Raw genomic sequence first — 14430 nt, 5'->3', positions numbered from 1 at the left:
CTTCTCGTTCAGTGACGGTGCTGGCGGGTAACGCCGGCATCGAATTGCGCGACCACTTGCTGCCAGCCCGCCGCGATCAGCGCCTGGTCAGTGAGGTCGGAAGGGGCGGGGAGGTCCTGGCGGCGGTTGAGCCAGATATCCGGCTCGGTGCCCTGCACGCGCATCAGCAGTGAACCGCTGGTGCTCGGCGCCTGGCTCAAGCCCACATACGCCGAAGGCGCCAGCAACCGCCAGCGATGGTCGCCACGGCTGACCGAACTGGCATCCTGAGCGAAGGGCGCGAAGCCTTCTTCGGCCAGTTGTTCAGGCGTCGGCAGCGCGCTTTGCTCTTCTTGCAGCAGATGGATTTCGTCCAGGGTTACCCGCAGGTCTGCGTAGATTCCTTGTTCAGCGGCGTTCAGGTCACGGCGTGCGTCCAACTGGTGGCTGGGTAGCGCGGCGACTTCCCGGGGCTCACCGTGCATCGCCACCACGGTGCCGGCCACCGCGAGGATGATCAGGCACAGCAGCAGGACGTAGAGGGTTTCGTGGCCGGCCCCGGCGGGTCGTACAACCTGTGTGGTACTCATTGTGGCTGGATATCCGCTTGGTCGATTTCCACGACGTGGCCGGGGCCGGCATCAAACAGCACATAGAATTCGGCCGACGGTTTCTTGAATGTCAGGGTGGAATCCTCGCCGAGCTTGCCGGGCACCAGGATCGTTTCGTCGTAGCCGATCACATCCAGGGTCACCCCCGGTGCGCCGCTGCCATCGGAGAAGCCGCCTTTGCACTGGATCTGTTCGCCGGGGATTTCCTTGCACTCGCACATCGGGTTGTGGGCCAGGGCGGTGTTGCTCAAACCGGCACACAGCAATAGCGCGGCACCGGCACGTGTCAGGCGCTTGAATGTCATGGTTTAACTCCTTGCTTGTTCAGCCAGGCGATGGTGGCAGGCGAGGCCTGGCTCAGCGGGATGGAACCCTGGTGCATGCTGCCGTCCCAGCCTTCCATGGTGACCCACAGTTCGGCGTCGGCGGGGGTGCGTTCCGGTATCGGCAAGGCGGCACCCATGCGGTACGGCGTGCCGAAGAAGATCACGCCGGCGGCGCGCAGGCTGCGCGGTTTGCCGATGCGCAGGTACGTGGCCTTGACCTGATCGGCGCAGGTGCCGCACAAGGCGGCGTTGAAGGCCTTCATGGGACCGGCAGGGTCCGGGCGCGGGCCTTCATTGCGGAACTCGGCGAGGGTCAGGCTCCAGGGACCGACCTGCACGTCACCGGCCACGCGCTCGCCAATGCCGGTGTCGCCGCGAAACAGTGCGGCATCGGCGAAGTACTTGGGCATGAAGCCCAAAGGGACCAGCAGCAGCAATATATTGATGTGGAAGCGCCACTTGAGCCAAAAGGTGCGCAGCGGTGAGGACGGTTTAGCGACGGCGACCTTGCTCATGGCTTGGCCTCCGACGTTTCAGCCTGCATCGCTGGAATGGACAGGGGCTTGCGCTGTTGCTTGGTTTCGCGCTTGAGGGCGTTGAGCGTGGCCAGGGCCGTGCGCTTGGTCCAGATCAGCAGGCCGCTCAAGACCATCATGCTCAGCACGAGGCCGAAGAATGCCCAGATGAGCTTGACCCACAGCCCGCCGAAGTCGCCGGTGTGCAGCGGGCGCATGGATTCGGTGACGAACTCGAGCGCGGTGCGGTCGGACAGCAGGTGCGAGACAGCGATTTCGCCGTTATAGGGGTTGAGTTGGGCGGTCTGGTACATCAGCGGGTACCAGCCCCGCCCGCCGATCTGCAGGTGGCTGTAGGCGTTGAGGGGAAGGCTGACGAAACTCGCTTCCAGGCCTGGGATGCGCTGGGTCGCGATCTTGATGGCGTCATCCAGGGGAATCATGGGGGCCGGCACGCCGGGCGCCGAACCAGGTACGTTCTCCCGCGCGATCACGGGGACAATGGGTTCGCTGGAGATTGATATCTGGTTATCGCCCAACATCGCCTGGATCAAAAACCAGGTACCGGTGATGGAGATCACCGCGATAAACCAAATGGACCAGATACCACTGAGGCGGTGAAAATCCCCCCAGAAGATCCGCGCCCCGTGCCGGATGCGCAGGGTCGGCTTGAGAAACCCTTTCCAGAAGCGCTTGTACACCACCAGCCCGGTAACCAGCGACGCCAGCATCGGCAAGCCGAGCAGTGACACCAGGTACCAGCCCCAACTGTAGCCATTGGTGAACGGTACCAGCCACCAGCCGTGGAGCGCGCGGGTGAACTGCCGGAAATCGAACGAGGGGCTGATGCCCTGGATCGCCCCGGTGTACGGGTTGACGTAGACCTCTACCGAGCGACCGTCGGGGTAGCTGAGGTCGACACTCAGGGCAAAGTGCGACTCGTCCGGACGGCTGAGAGACTGCACGATCACTTCAGGCTCGGCGCGCTTGATGGCGCGGATGACCTGGTCGTAGCTCAGCGGTTCGGCATCATCCGAAGGCTTGCTTGCGCGGATGTCCGGGTTGGCCAGCCAGACGATTTCCTGGCTGACCACCGCCAGGGTCCCGGTGACGCAGACGATCAGTACAAAGAACCAGATGGGCAACGCCAGCCAGCTATGTACCAGAAACCAGAGTTTTGAGCGTGACTTCTTCGACATGTGAATGAGGGTCTTGATCGGAGGGGGGCGATGGAGGCCCGGAAAAGGCCAGTCGTAGCTTTTGCTTACGCGACAGGCTGTATCTAAGTTAAGACGGATGAGAATGAGAAATCCCTAAGCCTTAAATGAAATAAAATGTTTCAGCGGCTGGGATCAAGGAGATGGGGGGCTTTCGCGAAGATGGCGGCCCTCTAGAAAGGGAGCCTGCTGCGCAGAAAGGGCGGGGCCCTCGCCGCAGCAAGCTCCCATGTGGGTGGTCAGCTCTGCTGGAACATCTTTTTGGCACGCTCGTGAATCTGCTGCTCGGTAAGGTCTTCCTTATGGGTGGCCAGGAACCAGAGATGGCCGTAAGGATCCGTTACACTCGCGGAGCGGTCGCCATAGAACTGGTCCTTGGGTTCGGACACCACCGTGGCACCGGCAGCGACAGCTTTTTTGAACTGCGCGTCGACGTCTTCCACATACAGATGCAAGCCGACACTGGTGTGTTCTGCCGGATTGCGCAGGGCCATTTCATCGCAAGGCGAACCCAGCATGATCGGCGAGCCGCCAATGCGCAGCTCGGCGTGGCCGACCTTGCCGTCGGGCATGTCCAGGCGCATGACTTGGGTGGCGTCAAAGGCCTTTTTGTAAAACTCGATGGCATCGGAGGCTTTGTCGATGCCCAGGTAGGGCGTGATGCCGTGATAGCCCTCGGGGATAGGTTTAACGTTCATAGCGTTCTCCTTGATTGGCTTTGCGAAGGGGTGGCTTTTTCACTATAGGCCACGCCAATCAAGGGCTCCGTGGCTCCCGACAAGAAGACTTAGCTGGGCTCGAGCAATTGCGCTCCCGGCCCACGTTCACCCAGTTGATCGTCCTGGTTGCGCAGCGGGCAGGCCTCCAGCGACAAACACCCGCAACCGATGCAGCCGTTGAGCTTGTCGCGTAGCAGCAACAGCTTGTTGATGCGCTCATCCAAGTCTTCGCGCCACTGCGCCGACAGACGCTCCCAGTCTTTGGCGGTGGGCGTGCGGCCATCGGGCAGCGCCTGCAGCGCTTCGCCGATGGTGGCGAGCGGAATGCCCAAGCGCTGCGCGATCTTGATCACCACGACGCGGCGCAATACATCCCGCGGATAGCGCCGTTGATTACCGGCGTTGCGCCGACTGGTGATCAGCCCCTTGGTTTCGTAAAAGTGCAGGGCCGTGACCGCTACGCCGCTGCGTGCAGCCAATTGGCCAACGGTGAGTTCCTTGGCGACCATAAAGCTCCGATTAAACGCTTGACCTTGACTTAACTGGAGGTTTTACCCTGCGTGGCATCGAATCGCAAGATTCTGCCTACAGCAAGAGGGGAGTTTTCATGCAGGTATTGGAGAGGAATTGCAGTTTCACTCAACTGATCGAGTTTCATATCGAACCCCAGCAACAAGGCGCGTTGGTGGCGGCCTTATCCACCCAGAGCGAGCGCCTGGCCCAGGGCCATGTCGGATTCTTGAGTGCGAGTGTGCAGGTCAGCGACGACGGGCGGCGGGTGCTCAACTATTTGCAATGGCAGTCCCGCGCGGACGGTGAGGCGGCGTTCAAGCGTTTTGAGCAGGGCGACGAAGATTTCTGGACGCTGATACGCGCCCATCAGGCCACGGCCGTGACCTTTGGTTCGTTCCAGGTGCTGCGCAGCTTTGAGCGCAGTCATGACAACGCCTTGCACTGCCGCCTATATGGATAGGTGCAGCATCCGCTCACCCTGGATATTTTCCCCGGGGCGGCGTTTGTTCACCGCCAGTTCGCCGATCTTGATCAGGCGCGTACGCGTGACATTACGGCTCAGGCCCAGCAGGTTGGCGGTGTGCACCTGGTTGTAATGACTGAAGCGATAGGCCGCGCGCAGCAGCGCGTCCTCGACCTTTTCATGCAGCGCGCCGGCCTGTTCTTCGAAGAGTTTTTTGAAGGCGCGCTCCAATAAGGCCTCGGCGCTATTGTCGGCAGTGTGCTGGCCGTCATCCTGGCGCTCGATGCGCATGTTCGACAGGCGCAAGTCGTCGCGTTCGATCACGCCGTTGCGGCAGATCAGCAAGGTGTGGTGAATCACGTTCTCCAGCTCGCGGATATTGCCCGGCCAACTGTAGCTTTTGAGCTTGTGCTCGGCCTCGCGGCTGATGGTGATCGGGCCATAGCCCAGGCGCTGGCTGTAGGCTTCGATAAAGTGCCGGGTCAGCGGCAGGATATCGCCGGGGCGGTCGCGCAACGGGCTGAGTTCCAGGCTGACGACATCGAGACGGTAATAGAGGTCCTCGCGAAAGTGCCCGGCATTGATGGCTTTTTCCAGTTGCACATTGGTCGCGGCCAGTACGCGCACATCAATAGGAATGCTCTTGCGCGAACCCAGGCGCACCACTTCGCGTTCCTGTAATACGCGCAACAATTTGACCTGGATCGCCATCGGTAAATCACCGATTTCGTCCAGGAACAGGGTGCCGCCGTCGGCCTCTTCGAACCAGCCGGCCTTGGCGCTGAGGGCGCCGGTGAAGGCGCCTTTTTCATGGCCGAACAGTTCGGCTTCCACCAGTGATTCAGAGAACGCGCCGCAGTTCACTGCCACGAACGGCCGGTTACGCCGCGCGCTGAGGTTATGAATGTGGCGCGCCACCAGCTCTTTACCGGTGCCGGTTTCGCCGATGATCAGCACGCTGGCTTCGCTGGGCGCCACTTGCTGGATATGGTCGAGCAGCGCCTGGGATTTCGGGTCTTCGAAAACCTGAGCGGTGGCGCGGATCGACGTCGCGAGGGCGGGCGAGGGCGGTAAGGTTAAAAGCTGCATGGGCACCTCTTCTTATGAGTAGAACGTTGGAGTCGGCAGGGCCTGGTTTAACGCCCAGTCCCCGAGTTCGTGGAGTTTGTAGTCCACCGGGTCGTGCAGGGTTTGTGTCCGCAGGTTGCGCCAGTGACGGTCCAGGCGCAGGGAGGCATGGGTGGAGCGCGCGCCGGTGACTTCAAACAGGCGGCTGCACAGGTCCAGGCCCTGGCGTGTGGCGGCGACCTTGGCGGTAGCGATGGCAATCGCCAGTTGGCCGCGTTCGTGTTCGCTTAGAGTTGGGCCTTTGGCCCACGCTTGGTCCAGCAACCCGGCGGCACGTTCCACCAAAAGGCGCACGCCTTCCAATGCGACCCAGAACTCGCCGTAGTGGTGCAGCACGTAAGGGTCCTGGCGCACGTCTTCGGCTGATGATTTGTGCCAGGCCCGGGTTTCGGTGAGGGTGTAATTGCGTGCTTCGTCAAAAGCACCTTCGGCAATGCCGAGAAACATATGTGTGAACGTCAGTTGGGCGATCAACGGACGCAAGCAGGCGAAGGGTGTGCTCAGTGGGCCTGGGTCGAGCAGTAACTCCGACTCTTCGACGCGTACCCGCTCAAAGCTGGCGCTGCCGCTGTCGGTCTGGCGCTGGCCGATATTGTTCCAGTCATTGTGTAAGGTGATGCCGCTGCGCCCGCTGGGGATGGCGGCGATGAGCAGCTTGCCGCCGGCGTTTTCGTCGACCGCCGAGGCGATCAGCATTTCCGAGTCGCTGGCGCCGGAGCAGAAACTCTTCTTGCCCGAGAATTCGCGCCAGCCACCGAAGTCTTTGACCACGGTGCGCGTATCCAAGGGGTTGAGGGCGTTGCCCCAGAACCAGTTTTTGCGTGCGGTTTGTTCGAACCAGGGTTGCCATTGGTCGGGGCGCGAAAACAGGCGCACGGTGGCGAGCATCAGGTGGTGGAAGCCGAAGACATGGGCGATGGAACTGTCGACCTTGGCTAATTCGCGCACGATGCCCAGGGTTTCGCTCCAGCGCGCGCCGAGGCCGCCATATTGGGTGGGAATGCTCAGGGCCAGCAGGCCGCTGTGGCGCAGGGCATCGCGTTCGGCCTTGGGGGTGCCACCGCGCTCGTCGCGTTCGACGGCGCTGAGGGCGAACTCGGCGGCCAGCAGTTTGGCGGTCTGCATCGGGGATGGCAGGACGCTGTGAGGTTTGGCTGTCACGCGGTGTTCCTCAAATGTCTATGTGGCAATGAGGCTGAATGTGGAGCGGGCTTGTTCGCCCCACTTAGAGCCGATCTCACTGAACTCAGGCCTTGGTCGTCGGCAACACATCGTTGGCAATCATTTCGCCGAACGGGCCAGTGAGGTTGGTGATGCCACGCCCGGCGAGGCTGGCGTAAGGTTCCGGCAGCAGCGGGAACACCAGCTCGGCAAAGCGGTAGGCCTCTTCCAGATGCGGGTAGCCGGAGAAGATGAAGCTCTCGATGCCCAGGTCGGCGTATTCCTTGATGCGCGCGGCCACTTGTTGCGGGCTGCCCACCAGCGCGGTGCCCGCGCCGCCGCGCACCAGCCCGACCCCGGCCCACAGGTTGGGGGCGATTTCCAGGTTGTCGCGGCGCCCATCATGCAGGGCCGCCATGCGGCGCTGGCCTTCGGAATCAAAACGCGAGAAGGATTTTTGCGCGGCGGCGATGGTTTCGTCGCTGATGTGCTCTATCAGTTTTTCGGCGGCTTTCCATGCGTCCTCTTCGGTTTCGCGCACGATTACATGCAGGCGAATGCCGAACTTCACCGTACGCCCGTGACGAGCGGCGCGTTCACGCACATCCGCGAGTTTTTCCGCGACGGCGGCGGGGGGCTCGCCCCAGGTCAGGTAGACGTCCACCTGTTCGGCGGCGAGGTCATGGGCGGCGTCGGACGAACCGCCGAAGTACAGCGGTGGGTAAGGTTTTTGCACCGGAGGGTAAAGCGCCTTGGCGTTCTGTACGCGCAGGTGTTTGCCTTCGAAATCCACCGATTCGCCCTGCAAAACGCGGCGCCAGATCTTCAGGAACTCGTCGGAGACTTCGTAGCGTTCGCTGTGGTCGAGGAAGCTGCCGTCGCCACGGTTCTCGTCGGGGTCACCGCCGGTGACGACATTGATCAGCAAGCGGCCGTTGGACAGGCGATCCAGAGTGGCGGCCATGCGCGCGGAAACCGTGGGCGAGATGATGCCTGGACGAATCGCCACCAGGTAGCGCAGGCGTTCTGTCAGTGGTACCAGCGCCGAGGCGATGACCCAGGAGTCTTCGCACGAGCGTCCGGTAGGAATCAACACGCCGTGATAACCCAGGCTGTCAGCCGCCTGGGCGACTTGTTTCAGGTAATTGAGGGTAACGGGCCGTGCACCTTGGGTGGTGCCCAAGTAATGGCCGTCGCCATGTGTCGGTAAAAACCAGAAAACATCCATGACCAATCCTTAAGCGATTTTCAGCAGAGAGGATGAGTGCGCTGCAAATAAAGGCGCTGCGCGTTCTGCCGCAAGGCGTATCCGGCCCTTCAGGGGCTCGCTGGTTATTTGGTAGTCGGTGAAGTCGGCCTCGGTGGCGTACACGCCGATCGGCAAGGTCAGCGCCTGGAAGAAACTGAACAACGGCCTTAGCTGGTGATCGAGAACCAGGGCGTGGCGTTCGCTGCCGCCTGTGGCTGCGAGCAATACCGGTGTGTTGATCAGTGCGTTGAGACCGATCAGGTCGAACAAGTGCTTGAGCAGGCCGGGGTAGGACCCGCGATAGACCGGCGCGGCGACGATCAGCAGGTCGGCCTGTTCGATGGCCAGCAGTTGCGCTTCGACGTCGGCGGGCAGTTCGTCTCGGGACAGCGCACCGCCCAATGGTCGGGCAATGTCGCCCAGCTCGATCAGCGTGGTCTGGATCGGCAACAGATTGGCCAGTTCGACCAGCACGGCCTGGGTCAGTACCAGGGTGCGGGACGGACGCCAGGTTCCGCCGGAGAGGGCAACGACATTCAGGGGACGCGTCATGAACAGTTCCTTTTCAACAGTGGTTCAAAGCAGGTGAGGTGCGAGGTGTTGAGCAAGAGCTGTACCAACGAGTGCAGGCCTTGATTGGCGGGGGCTGCGGGCTCACTGCTGAAAAATGCTGCTGTTGTCTGCCTGCTGATTTGTTGAAGGGCTGTTGCCTGGGCAACAGTTGCTCGGCGAACAGTGCCGCTGTGCTGTGAAGCTATTTATAGAGGCTTATTGTTATTCCGTAAATTAATGTATTTACATATTTATAGATCATAAAGATATAAATGCGGCGGACTATTGAAGGTGCCTTGGCGGTTGATAGCGACTATCACGTGAGGTGATTTTTCACCGGGACGGGCCGCGAGTAGCCTGTGTTCATTGACTCGAAACCTCCTTTGCAGGCCAACGCCATGAACCGATTTCTCGCCGTTTCCTTATTGTTTGTCACCGCTGTCCTCGCCGGGTGTGCGACCCATCCTTCGCCCGAGTTGCGTCCTTACACGGCTGAAGAAACCAGGCAACTGGCTCTCGAAGCACTGAGCCGTCGCGGCTTATCGTTTGATGAATATCAACAGCAGCGCGCTGCACTGACTGGCCAGCCACAGAAGCCCTTTGGTTTTGATCGCCAGGGTGAAATGAACGCCGAACGTAGCGTGACATTGCATGGTCGTCCCAGTTGAGCCGGTGCTCAGCGGCAAAAAGCCCGAGGTTTCCCCTAAGGAACCTCGGGCTTTTTGTTTGCCCTGGCGTTACTTCAGCCTGTTAAGCTGAATTTCAGGAGCGTTCCTACGCACATTTACATAAAGTGGTCCTTCTTTAACGGCATTCGATCGGGTAAACCTGACGACCTCTGTTTCTGGTCGATGCCCCTGAGACGCTGCTCTCGGGAACCTGCTCTGCGAGTCTTTACGTCATGAATAAACTTCCGTTGTATTTCGACTATGCCGCCACCACCCCGGTGGATGAGCGGGTCATCCAGGTAATGGTCGAGTGCCTGGGCTTCAACGCCAATTTTGGTAACCCCGCGTCCAGTTCCCATGCGTTTGGCCAGGCGGCCCGGCAAACGGTTGAACTGGCACGGCTGCAGGTGGCCGAGTTGGTGGGCGCCCAGCCTGAACAGATTGTGTGGACTTCTGGCGCGACTGAATCCAACAACCTCGCTATCAAGGGTGTCGCCCAGGCGCGCGGCGTTGCGGGCGGGCACATCATCACCAGCCAGATTGAACACAAGGCCACCCTGGACACCGCGCGACAGTTGCAGGAGAGCGGCGTGGCCGTGACCTACCTGGTGCCGGACGCCGATGGGCTGATCAGTGCCGAAGCCGTCAGTGAAGCGTTGCGTGACGACACTTTCCTGGTCTCCTTGATGCTGGTGAATAACGAACTGGGCACCCTGAACGACATCCCCGCCATTGGCGCGCGCGTACGTGAGCACGGCGCACTGTTGCATGTGGATGCGGCGCAAGGGGCGGGCAAAGTGGCTATCGACCTAGCGCAATGGCCAGTGGATTTGATGTCGTTTTCGGCGCACAAGCTGTATGGCCCCAAGGGGATCGGTGCGTTGTATGTCGGGGCGCGGGCGCAGCAGAAAGTGTTGGCGCAGATTCATGGTGGTGGTCACGAGGGCGGTCTGCGCTCCGGGACTTTGGCGACCCATCAGATTGCCGGTATGGGCAAGGCGTTTGCTTTGGCGGCGCAGTCGTTTGCCGAGGAGAAAGCACTGATTGTCGGGTTGCGTCAGCGCCTGTTGGATCAGTTGGCGTCGGTTGCCGGTGTGCGCCTTAATGGCAGCGCCACGCAGCGTATCCCCCATACCCTGAGCCTGACCTTCAGCGAAGGTGAATTCAATTCTGCGGCATTGAGCGTGGGTATGGCGTTTTCCGCGACATCGGCGTGCAACTCCGCGAGCAATGCGCCATCCCACGTGCTGCTTGCCCTGGGCCACGACGCGCGCAGCGCTGGCCGGACCATTCGCTTGAGCCTGGGCCGGTTTACCACCGAGCAGGACATCGATCAGGCCGTGCAACTGATCAAGGCCGCGCTCGCCAGTGCACCGGCGTTCTGGGCCGTCTGATTTCTACAATAATTATGAGTGTTTACAGGAGACACAATGAGTACGCAGCCTTTGACCCATGGAACGGTTCCCCAGCGCTTGGCGCGCATCCGTGAACTGATGAGTCGCGAGGGCATTCATGCCTTGCTGGTGCCATCGGCTGATCCCCACCTGTCCGAGTATTTACCGGGTTACTGGCAAGGGCGCCAATGGTTGTCGGGTTTCCATGGCTCGGTGGGGACGTTGATTGTCACTGCGGATTTCGCCGGTGTGTGGGCCGATAGCCGTTACTGGGAGCAGGCAACCAAGGAACTCAAGGGCAGTGGCATCGAGTTGGTGAAGCTGCAACCGGGCCAGCCTGGGCCACTGGAGTGGCTGGCCGAGCACACCCCGGAAGGCGGCGTGGTGGCGGTGGACGGTGCCGTAATGGCGGTGGCTTCGGCGCGCACCTTGAGCGGTAAGCTGGCGGAGCGCGGCGCGCGACTGCGCACCGATATCGATTTGCTCGATGAAGTCTGGCAAGGCCGCCCGGCGCTGCCGAACCAACCGATCTATGAGCATCTTCCGCCGCAGGCAACCGTCAGCCGTGGTGAAAAACTCGCCGCACTGCGCGCCAGTTTGCAAGAGAAGGGGGCCGACTGGCATTTCATCGCCACCCTGGATGACATCGCCTGGCTGTTCAACCTGCGTGGCGGCGATGTTTCGTTTAACCCGGTGTTTGTGTCGTTCGCGCTGATCAATCAGCAGCAGGCGACGTTGTTTGTGGCACTAGACAAGGTCAATGCCGAGTTGCGCGCTGTGCTTGAGCAGGACGGCGTAACGCTATGTGACTACAGCAAAGTGGCGGCTGCCCTGCGCGAGGTCCCATCGGGTGCAAGCTTGCAGGTTGACCCGGCCCGTGTCACCGCGGGCTTGCTGGAAAACCTGGTGGGCGGCGTCAAGCTGATCGAAGGGCTTAACCCGACCACGCTGGCCAAATCCCGCAAGAGTTTGGTGGATGCGGAACATATCCGACAGGCCATGGAACAGGACGGCGCGGCCTTGTGCGAATTCTTCGCCTGGCTGGACAGCGCGCTGGGGCGTGAGCGCATCACTGAACTGACCATTGACGAACATCTCACGGCTGCGCGTACTCGCCGCCCTGGTTATGTATCACTGAGTTTCAACACCATTGCAGCGTTCAACGCCAATGGGGCAATGCCGCATTACCATGCAACCGAAGAAGAACACGCCGTGATCGAAGGCGACGGGTTGCTGCTGATTGACTCGGGTGGCCAGTATCTGGGCGGTACGACGGATATCACGCGGATGGTGCCCGTCGGTACGCCGAGTGAAGAACAGAAGCGTGACTGCACACGTGTGTTGAAGGGCGTCATAGCACTGTCCCGGGCCCATTTTCCCAAAGGGATTCTGTCGCCGCTGCTGGACTCCATTGCTCGCGCGCCAATCTGGGCCGAAGGCGTGGATTACGGCCACGGTACTGGGCACGGCGTAGGTTATTTCCTTAATGTGCACGAGGGTCCGCAGGTGATTGCCTATCAGGCCGTCGCTGCCCCGCAAACCGCGATGCAGCCGGGGATGATTACGTCGATCGAGCCCGGTACTTACCGTCCTGGTCGTTGGGGGGTACGTATCGAGAACCTGGTATTGAACCGCGAAGCGGGCAAGACCGAATTTGGTGAGTTCCTTAAGTTTGAAACCTTGACGTTGTGCCCGATCGACACCCGTTGCCTGGAAACTTCGTTGCTCACACAGGATGAGCGTGAGTGGTTCAATGCCTACCATGCCGAAGTGCGTGAACGGCTGAGTCCATTGCTTAATGGTGCTGGGTTGCAATGGTTGCAGACGCGTACGGCGGCTATTTGATCGGTTGCAGTTCAGGCACGACAGCAAACGCCCAGCGCTGGAAACGGCGCTATGCGATTAAGTAGACGGGTTTGCGCGGTGGGGCGACGGAGCAGTCGCGAGTGGACTGCTCGGTCGATTATCTGCAAATGACGATCATGCTGCGGCTGGTATAGCCCGCTGGGTTGAGGCCGAAGGGGTAGTCCCCTGGTTCCTCTGAATTGTCACCGGACTTAGCGATAACTCGGTAGCCCTTGGCGCCGCAAGAGTTGGTTGCACTCGTGTAGCACTGGTCCCAGGAGGAAGACAGGCCGGAACAGTTGATATGCAGTCCTTTTTTGCCCCGCTTTACTTCTGTCTTGGTCGTCGCGGCACAACCTGCAATGGCCACGACGATTAACAGCATCAAAATTCGCTTCATTCCTATCCTTAATAGCCGCTTCGCATTGCTTGAAGCAGGCTTTACTCGCTCTCGAGTGTAGCGTTCGCGCTGTCCTTGTCGAAAATCTCCATGAATGACATTCGTTTGCAGGCTAAACATGGCCTAAATGGGCGGCAAATACTAGAGCGACCTTCAAAGATGATTCAGTCCACCGGTACCAGCGGCTTTGTCTCATTGCGCATCGTCAGCGTCGCACCTACCGAGGCCATGATGATGCACGTTATAGCCAGCCATTGCGCCAGGGACAGGTGTTCCTGCAGGAAGAGCAGGCCAGAGAGTGCGCCGAATGCCGGCTCAATGCTCATAAGTGTGCCGAAAGTACGCGCGGGCAAGCGCGTCAGTGCCACCATCTCCAAGGTGTAGGGCAGGGCGGTGGACAGTATGGCGACGCCGATGGCGACCGGGATCAACGCGGGCGTCAGCAACGCACTGCCGGCGTGCACAATACCGATAGGTGCCACAAACAGTGCGGCGATCATTACGCCGAGGGCGGCGGTCTGGACGCCGTTGTCGTTACCGGCCTTCTGTCCGAACAGAATGTAGAGGGCCCAGCAAACGCCTGCGCTTAAGGCATAGGCCGCTCCGAGCAAGTCGATGCCGCTGCTGGCTTCCCCTAGGGGAATCAACAGGAGCAGGCCGATGATCGCGAGGCCAATCCACAAGAAGTCTATTGCTCGTCGCGACGCGTAGATGGCTACCGCGAGTGGCCCAGTGAATTCAAGGGCGACTGCGATACCTAGTGGGACGCTGCGCAAGGACATATAGAAGAGGAAGTTCATGCCGCCCAATGCCATCCCGTAAATGATCACGGTGCGCAGGGACTTGGCTGTCAGGCTGGCGCGCCATGGGCGCAAGATGAGCAGCATGATCACACTGGCAAAAATCAAACGCAGGGTTGTAGTGCCTTGTGCGCCGACAATAGGGAACATGCTCTTGACCAGCGAGGCGCCGGACTGAATGGAGGCCATGGCGATCAGCAGCAGTCCGACTGGGAACAATGCCGAAGCCAGGCTGCGGGGGGAGGTGGTCATTGGGGGAGATCCGGATCATGAGTGAGTAGCAGAGGGCGTTATGATGCTTAACTGTTTTAAATTGAGCAATATATTGCTCAATATTAGGGTTGGGTTTTTTATATAGATAGAACGTTCTTAGGATTTAAGGCTGTCTGATAGAAAAACAAAATTAACGCTTGACCGCAGATTCTGGAAGCCTATAATTCGCCCCACTTCCGGCGCAGTCGAAACGGAAAACTCCTTGGTAAACAATGAGTTACGCAGTTTTCGGCAGCAAGTTGCTTCAGTTCATCGAAGCCAAAAGGAAGTTGAAAAAGAGGTGTTGACAGCAGCGTGTAACGCTGTAGAATTCGCCTCCCGCTGACGAGAGATCGGAAGCGCAAGTGGTTGAAGTTGTTGAAGAAATCTTCGAAAGCTTCTGAAAATAACCGCTTGACAGCAAATGAGGCTGCTGTAGAATGCGCGCCTCGGTTGAGACGAAAGCTCTTAACCAACCGCTCTTTAACAACTGAATCAAGCAATTCGTGTGGGTGCTTGTGGAGTCAGACTGATAGTCAACAAGATTATCAGCATCACAAGTTACTCCGCGAGAAATCAAAGATGTAACCAACGATTGCTGAGCCAAGTTTAGGGTTTCTTAAAAACCCAAAGATGTT

The 14430-nt window shown here is 59.8% G+C and carries 16 protein-coding genes; 4 read left to right on the top strand and 12 right to left on the bottom strand.

The features are described 5' to 3' along the window. Window positions 1–8: 8 nt before the first annotated feature. The 6 genes from AB4O23_RS23205 to soxR form a co-directional block, all read right to left on the bottom strand. Window positions 9–569 carry a DUF6162 family protein gene (locus tag AB4O23_RS23205; RefSeq protein WP_017530358.1) on the bottom strand — a complete coding sequence of 187 codons (561 nt, stop codon included), beginning with the start codon at window positions 567–569 and terminating at the stop codon, window positions 9–11. Next, on the bottom strand, window positions 566–895 hold the full coding sequence (locus AB4O23_RS23200) for a hypothetical protein (RefSeq protein WP_065876944.1): 330 nt from the start codon (window positions 893–895) through the stop codon (window positions 566–568). Before AB4O23_RS23200 ends, AB4O23_RS23205 begins: the two co-directional genes overlap by 4 nt. Further along, a complete protein-coding gene (locus AB4O23_RS23195; protein ID WP_017530360.1) occupies window positions 892–1431 on the bottom strand; it encodes a hypothetical protein in 540 nt (179 codons plus the stop codon). Before AB4O23_RS23195 ends, AB4O23_RS23200 begins: the two co-directional genes overlap by 4 nt. Further along, complete coding sequence (locus tag AB4O23_RS23190) at window positions 1428–2630, bottom strand: PepSY-associated TM helix domain-containing protein (protein ID WP_017530361.1); 1203 nt, start codon at window positions 2628–2630, stop codon at window positions 1428–1430. The genes AB4O23_RS23195 and AB4O23_RS23190 overlap by 4 nt, the downstream gene beginning before the upstream one ends. 257 nt (window positions 2631–2887) lie before the next feature. Then, entirely contained in the window at window positions 2888–3346 is a 459-nt protein-coding gene (locus AB4O23_RS23185) for a VOC family protein (RefSeq protein WP_017530362.1), read from the bottom strand. A gap of 89 nt (window positions 3347–3435) precedes the next feature. Next, on the bottom strand, window positions 3436–3876 hold the full coding sequence (gene soxR / locus AB4O23_RS23180) for a redox-sensitive transcriptional activator SoxR (RefSeq protein WP_017530363.1): 441 nt from the start codon (window positions 3874–3876) through the stop codon (window positions 3436–3438). A gap of 98 nt (window positions 3877–3974) precedes the next feature. Here soxR and AB4O23_RS23175 point away from each other — a divergent pair, with 98 nt between their 5' ends. After that, complete coding sequence (locus AB4O23_RS23175) at window positions 3975–4340, top strand: antibiotic biosynthesis monooxygenase (protein ID WP_017530364.1); 366 nt, start codon at window positions 3975–3977, stop codon at window positions 4338–4340. Here AB4O23_RS23175 and AB4O23_RS23170 read toward each other — a convergent pair. The 4 genes from AB4O23_RS23170 to msuE form a co-directional block, all read right to left on the bottom strand. Further along, a complete protein-coding gene (locus AB4O23_RS23170; RefSeq protein WP_017530365.1) occupies window positions 4329–5432 on the bottom strand; it encodes a sigma-54 interaction domain-containing protein in 1104 nt (367 codons plus the stop codon). The genes AB4O23_RS23175 and AB4O23_RS23170 overlap by 12 nt on opposite strands. Before the next feature lie 12 nt (window positions 5433–5444). After that, window positions 5445–6596 (bottom strand): acyl-CoA dehydrogenase family protein, encoded by a 1152-nt coding sequence (locus AB4O23_RS23165; RefSeq protein WP_175404178.1) that lies wholly within the window; start codon window positions 6594–6596, stop codon window positions 5445–5447. Between the two features lie 121 nt (window positions 6597–6717). After that, window positions 6718–7860, bottom strand: a complete 1143-nt coding sequence (gene ssuD / locus AB4O23_RS23160; protein ID WP_017530367.1) for an FMNH2-dependent alkanesulfonate monooxygenase — start codon at window positions 7858–7860, stop codon at window positions 6718–6720. A 9-nt stretch (window positions 7861–7869) separates the two neighbouring features. After that, window positions 7870–8433 carry an FMN reductase gene (msuE, locus tag AB4O23_RS23155; protein WP_068932389.1) on the bottom strand — a complete coding sequence of 188 codons (564 nt, stop codon included), beginning with the start codon at window positions 8431–8433 and terminating at the stop codon, window positions 7870–7872. A gap of 398 nt (window positions 8434–8831) precedes the next feature. Here msuE and AB4O23_RS23150 point away from each other — a divergent pair, with 398 nt between their 5' ends. The 3 genes from AB4O23_RS23150 (at window position 8832) to AB4O23_RS23140 (ending at window position 12340) form a co-directional block, all read left to right on the top strand. Then, complete coding sequence (locus AB4O23_RS23150) at window positions 8832–9101, top strand: hypothetical protein (RefSeq protein ID WP_026067463.1); 270 nt, start codon at window positions 8832–8834, stop codon at window positions 9099–9101. 233 nt (window positions 9102–9334) lie between these two features. Then, window positions 9335–10495, top strand: a complete 1161-nt coding sequence (locus AB4O23_RS23145) for a cysteine desulfurase family protein (RefSeq protein WP_460060755.1) — start codon at window positions 9335–9337, stop codon at window positions 10493–10495. Between the two features lie 36 nt (window positions 10496–10531). Continuing rightward, window positions 10532–12340, top strand: coding sequence for an aminopeptidase P family protein (locus tag AB4O23_RS23140; RefSeq protein ID WP_068932387.1), 1809 nt, complete (start codon window positions 10532–10534; stop codon window positions 12338–12340). A gap of 118 nt (window positions 12341–12458) precedes the next feature. On the opposite strand, the gene AB4O23_RS23135 is transcribed toward AB4O23_RS23140, so the two are convergent. Further along, window positions 12459–12740, bottom strand: coding sequence for a hypothetical protein (locus tag AB4O23_RS23135; protein WP_017530372.1), 282 nt, complete (start codon window positions 12738–12740; stop codon window positions 12459–12461). 164 nt (window positions 12741–12904) lie between these two features. Beyond that, the gene (rhtA, locus tag AB4O23_RS23130) at window positions 12905–13792 is read right to left on the bottom strand and encodes a threonine/homoserine exporter RhtA (RefSeq protein WP_460084413.1); all 888 of its coding nucleotides are present in this window, start codon (window positions 13790–13792) and stop codon (window positions 12905–12907) included. Window positions 13793–14430: the final 638 nt, after the last annotated feature.

This window comes from Pseudomonas sp. H2_A10 (assembly GCF_054680085.1).
Note: the sequence above shows the minus strand (reverse complement) of the source record. Positions and strands in the feature narration are given on the sequence as shown.

What these genes read in the sequence shown, in the direction of transcription:
- AB4O23_RS23205 (WP_017530358.1), bottom strand. Translation starts at nt 569, where the DNA reads ATGAGTACCACACAGGTTGTACGACCCGCCGGGGCCGGCCACGAAACC.
- AB4O23_RS23200 (WP_065876944.1), bottom strand. Translation starts at nt 895, where the DNA reads ATGACATTCAAGCGCCTGACACGTGCCGGTGCCGCGCTATTGCTGTGT.
- AB4O23_RS23195 (WP_017530360.1), bottom strand. Translation starts at nt 1,431, where the DNA reads ATGAGCAAGGTCGCCGTCGCTAAACCGTCCTCACCGCTGCGCACCTTT.
- AB4O23_RS23190 (WP_017530361.1), bottom strand. Translation starts at nt 2,630, where the DNA reads ATGTCGAAGAAGTCACGCTCAAAACTCTGGTTTCTGGTACATAGCTGG.
- AB4O23_RS23185 (WP_017530362.1), bottom strand. Translation starts at nt 3,346, where the DNA reads ATGAACGTTAAACCTATCCCCGAGGGCTATCACGGCATCACGCCCTAC.
- soxR (WP_017530363.1), bottom strand. Translation starts at nt 3,876, where the DNA reads ATGGTCGCCAAGGAACTCACCGTTGGCCAATTGGCTGCACGCAGCGGC.
- AB4O23_RS23175 (WP_017530364.1), top strand. Translation starts at nt 3,975, where the DNA reads ATGCAGGTATTGGAGAGGAATTGCAGTTTCACTCAACTGATCGAGTTT.
- AB4O23_RS23170 (WP_017530365.1), bottom strand. Translation starts at nt 5,432, where the DNA reads ATGCAGCTTTTAACCTTACCGCCCTCGCCCGCCCTCGCGACGTCGATC.
- AB4O23_RS23165 (WP_175404178.1), bottom strand. Translation starts at nt 6,596, where the DNA reads ATGCAGACCGCCAAACTGCTGGCCGCCGAGTTCGCCCTCAGCGCCGTC.
- ssuD (WP_017530367.1), bottom strand. Translation starts at nt 7,860, where the DNA reads ATGGATGTTTTCTGGTTTTTACCGACACATGGCGACGGCCATTACTTG.
- msuE (WP_068932389.1), bottom strand. Translation starts at nt 8,433, where the DNA reads ATGACGCGTCCCCTGAATGTCGTTGCCCTCTCCGGCGGAACCTGGCGT.
- AB4O23_RS23150 (WP_026067463.1), top strand. Translation starts at nt 8,832, where the DNA reads ATGAACCGATTTCTCGCCGTTTCCTTATTGTTTGTCACCGCTGTCCTC.
- AB4O23_RS23145 (WP_460060755.1), top strand. Translation starts at nt 9,335, where the DNA reads ATGAATAAACTTCCGTTGTATTTCGACTATGCCGCCACCACCCCGGTG.
- AB4O23_RS23140 (WP_068932387.1), top strand. Translation starts at nt 10,532, where the DNA reads ATGAGTACGCAGCCTTTGACCCATGGAACGGTTCCCCAGCGCTTGGCG.
- AB4O23_RS23135 (WP_017530372.1), bottom strand. Translation starts at nt 12,740, where the DNA reads ATGAAGCGAATTTTGATGCTGTTAATCGTCGTGGCCATTGCAGGTTGT.
- rhtA (WP_460084413.1), bottom strand. Translation starts at nt 13,792, where the DNA reads ATGACCACCTCCCCCCGCAGCCTGGCTTCGGCATTGTTCCCAGTCGGA.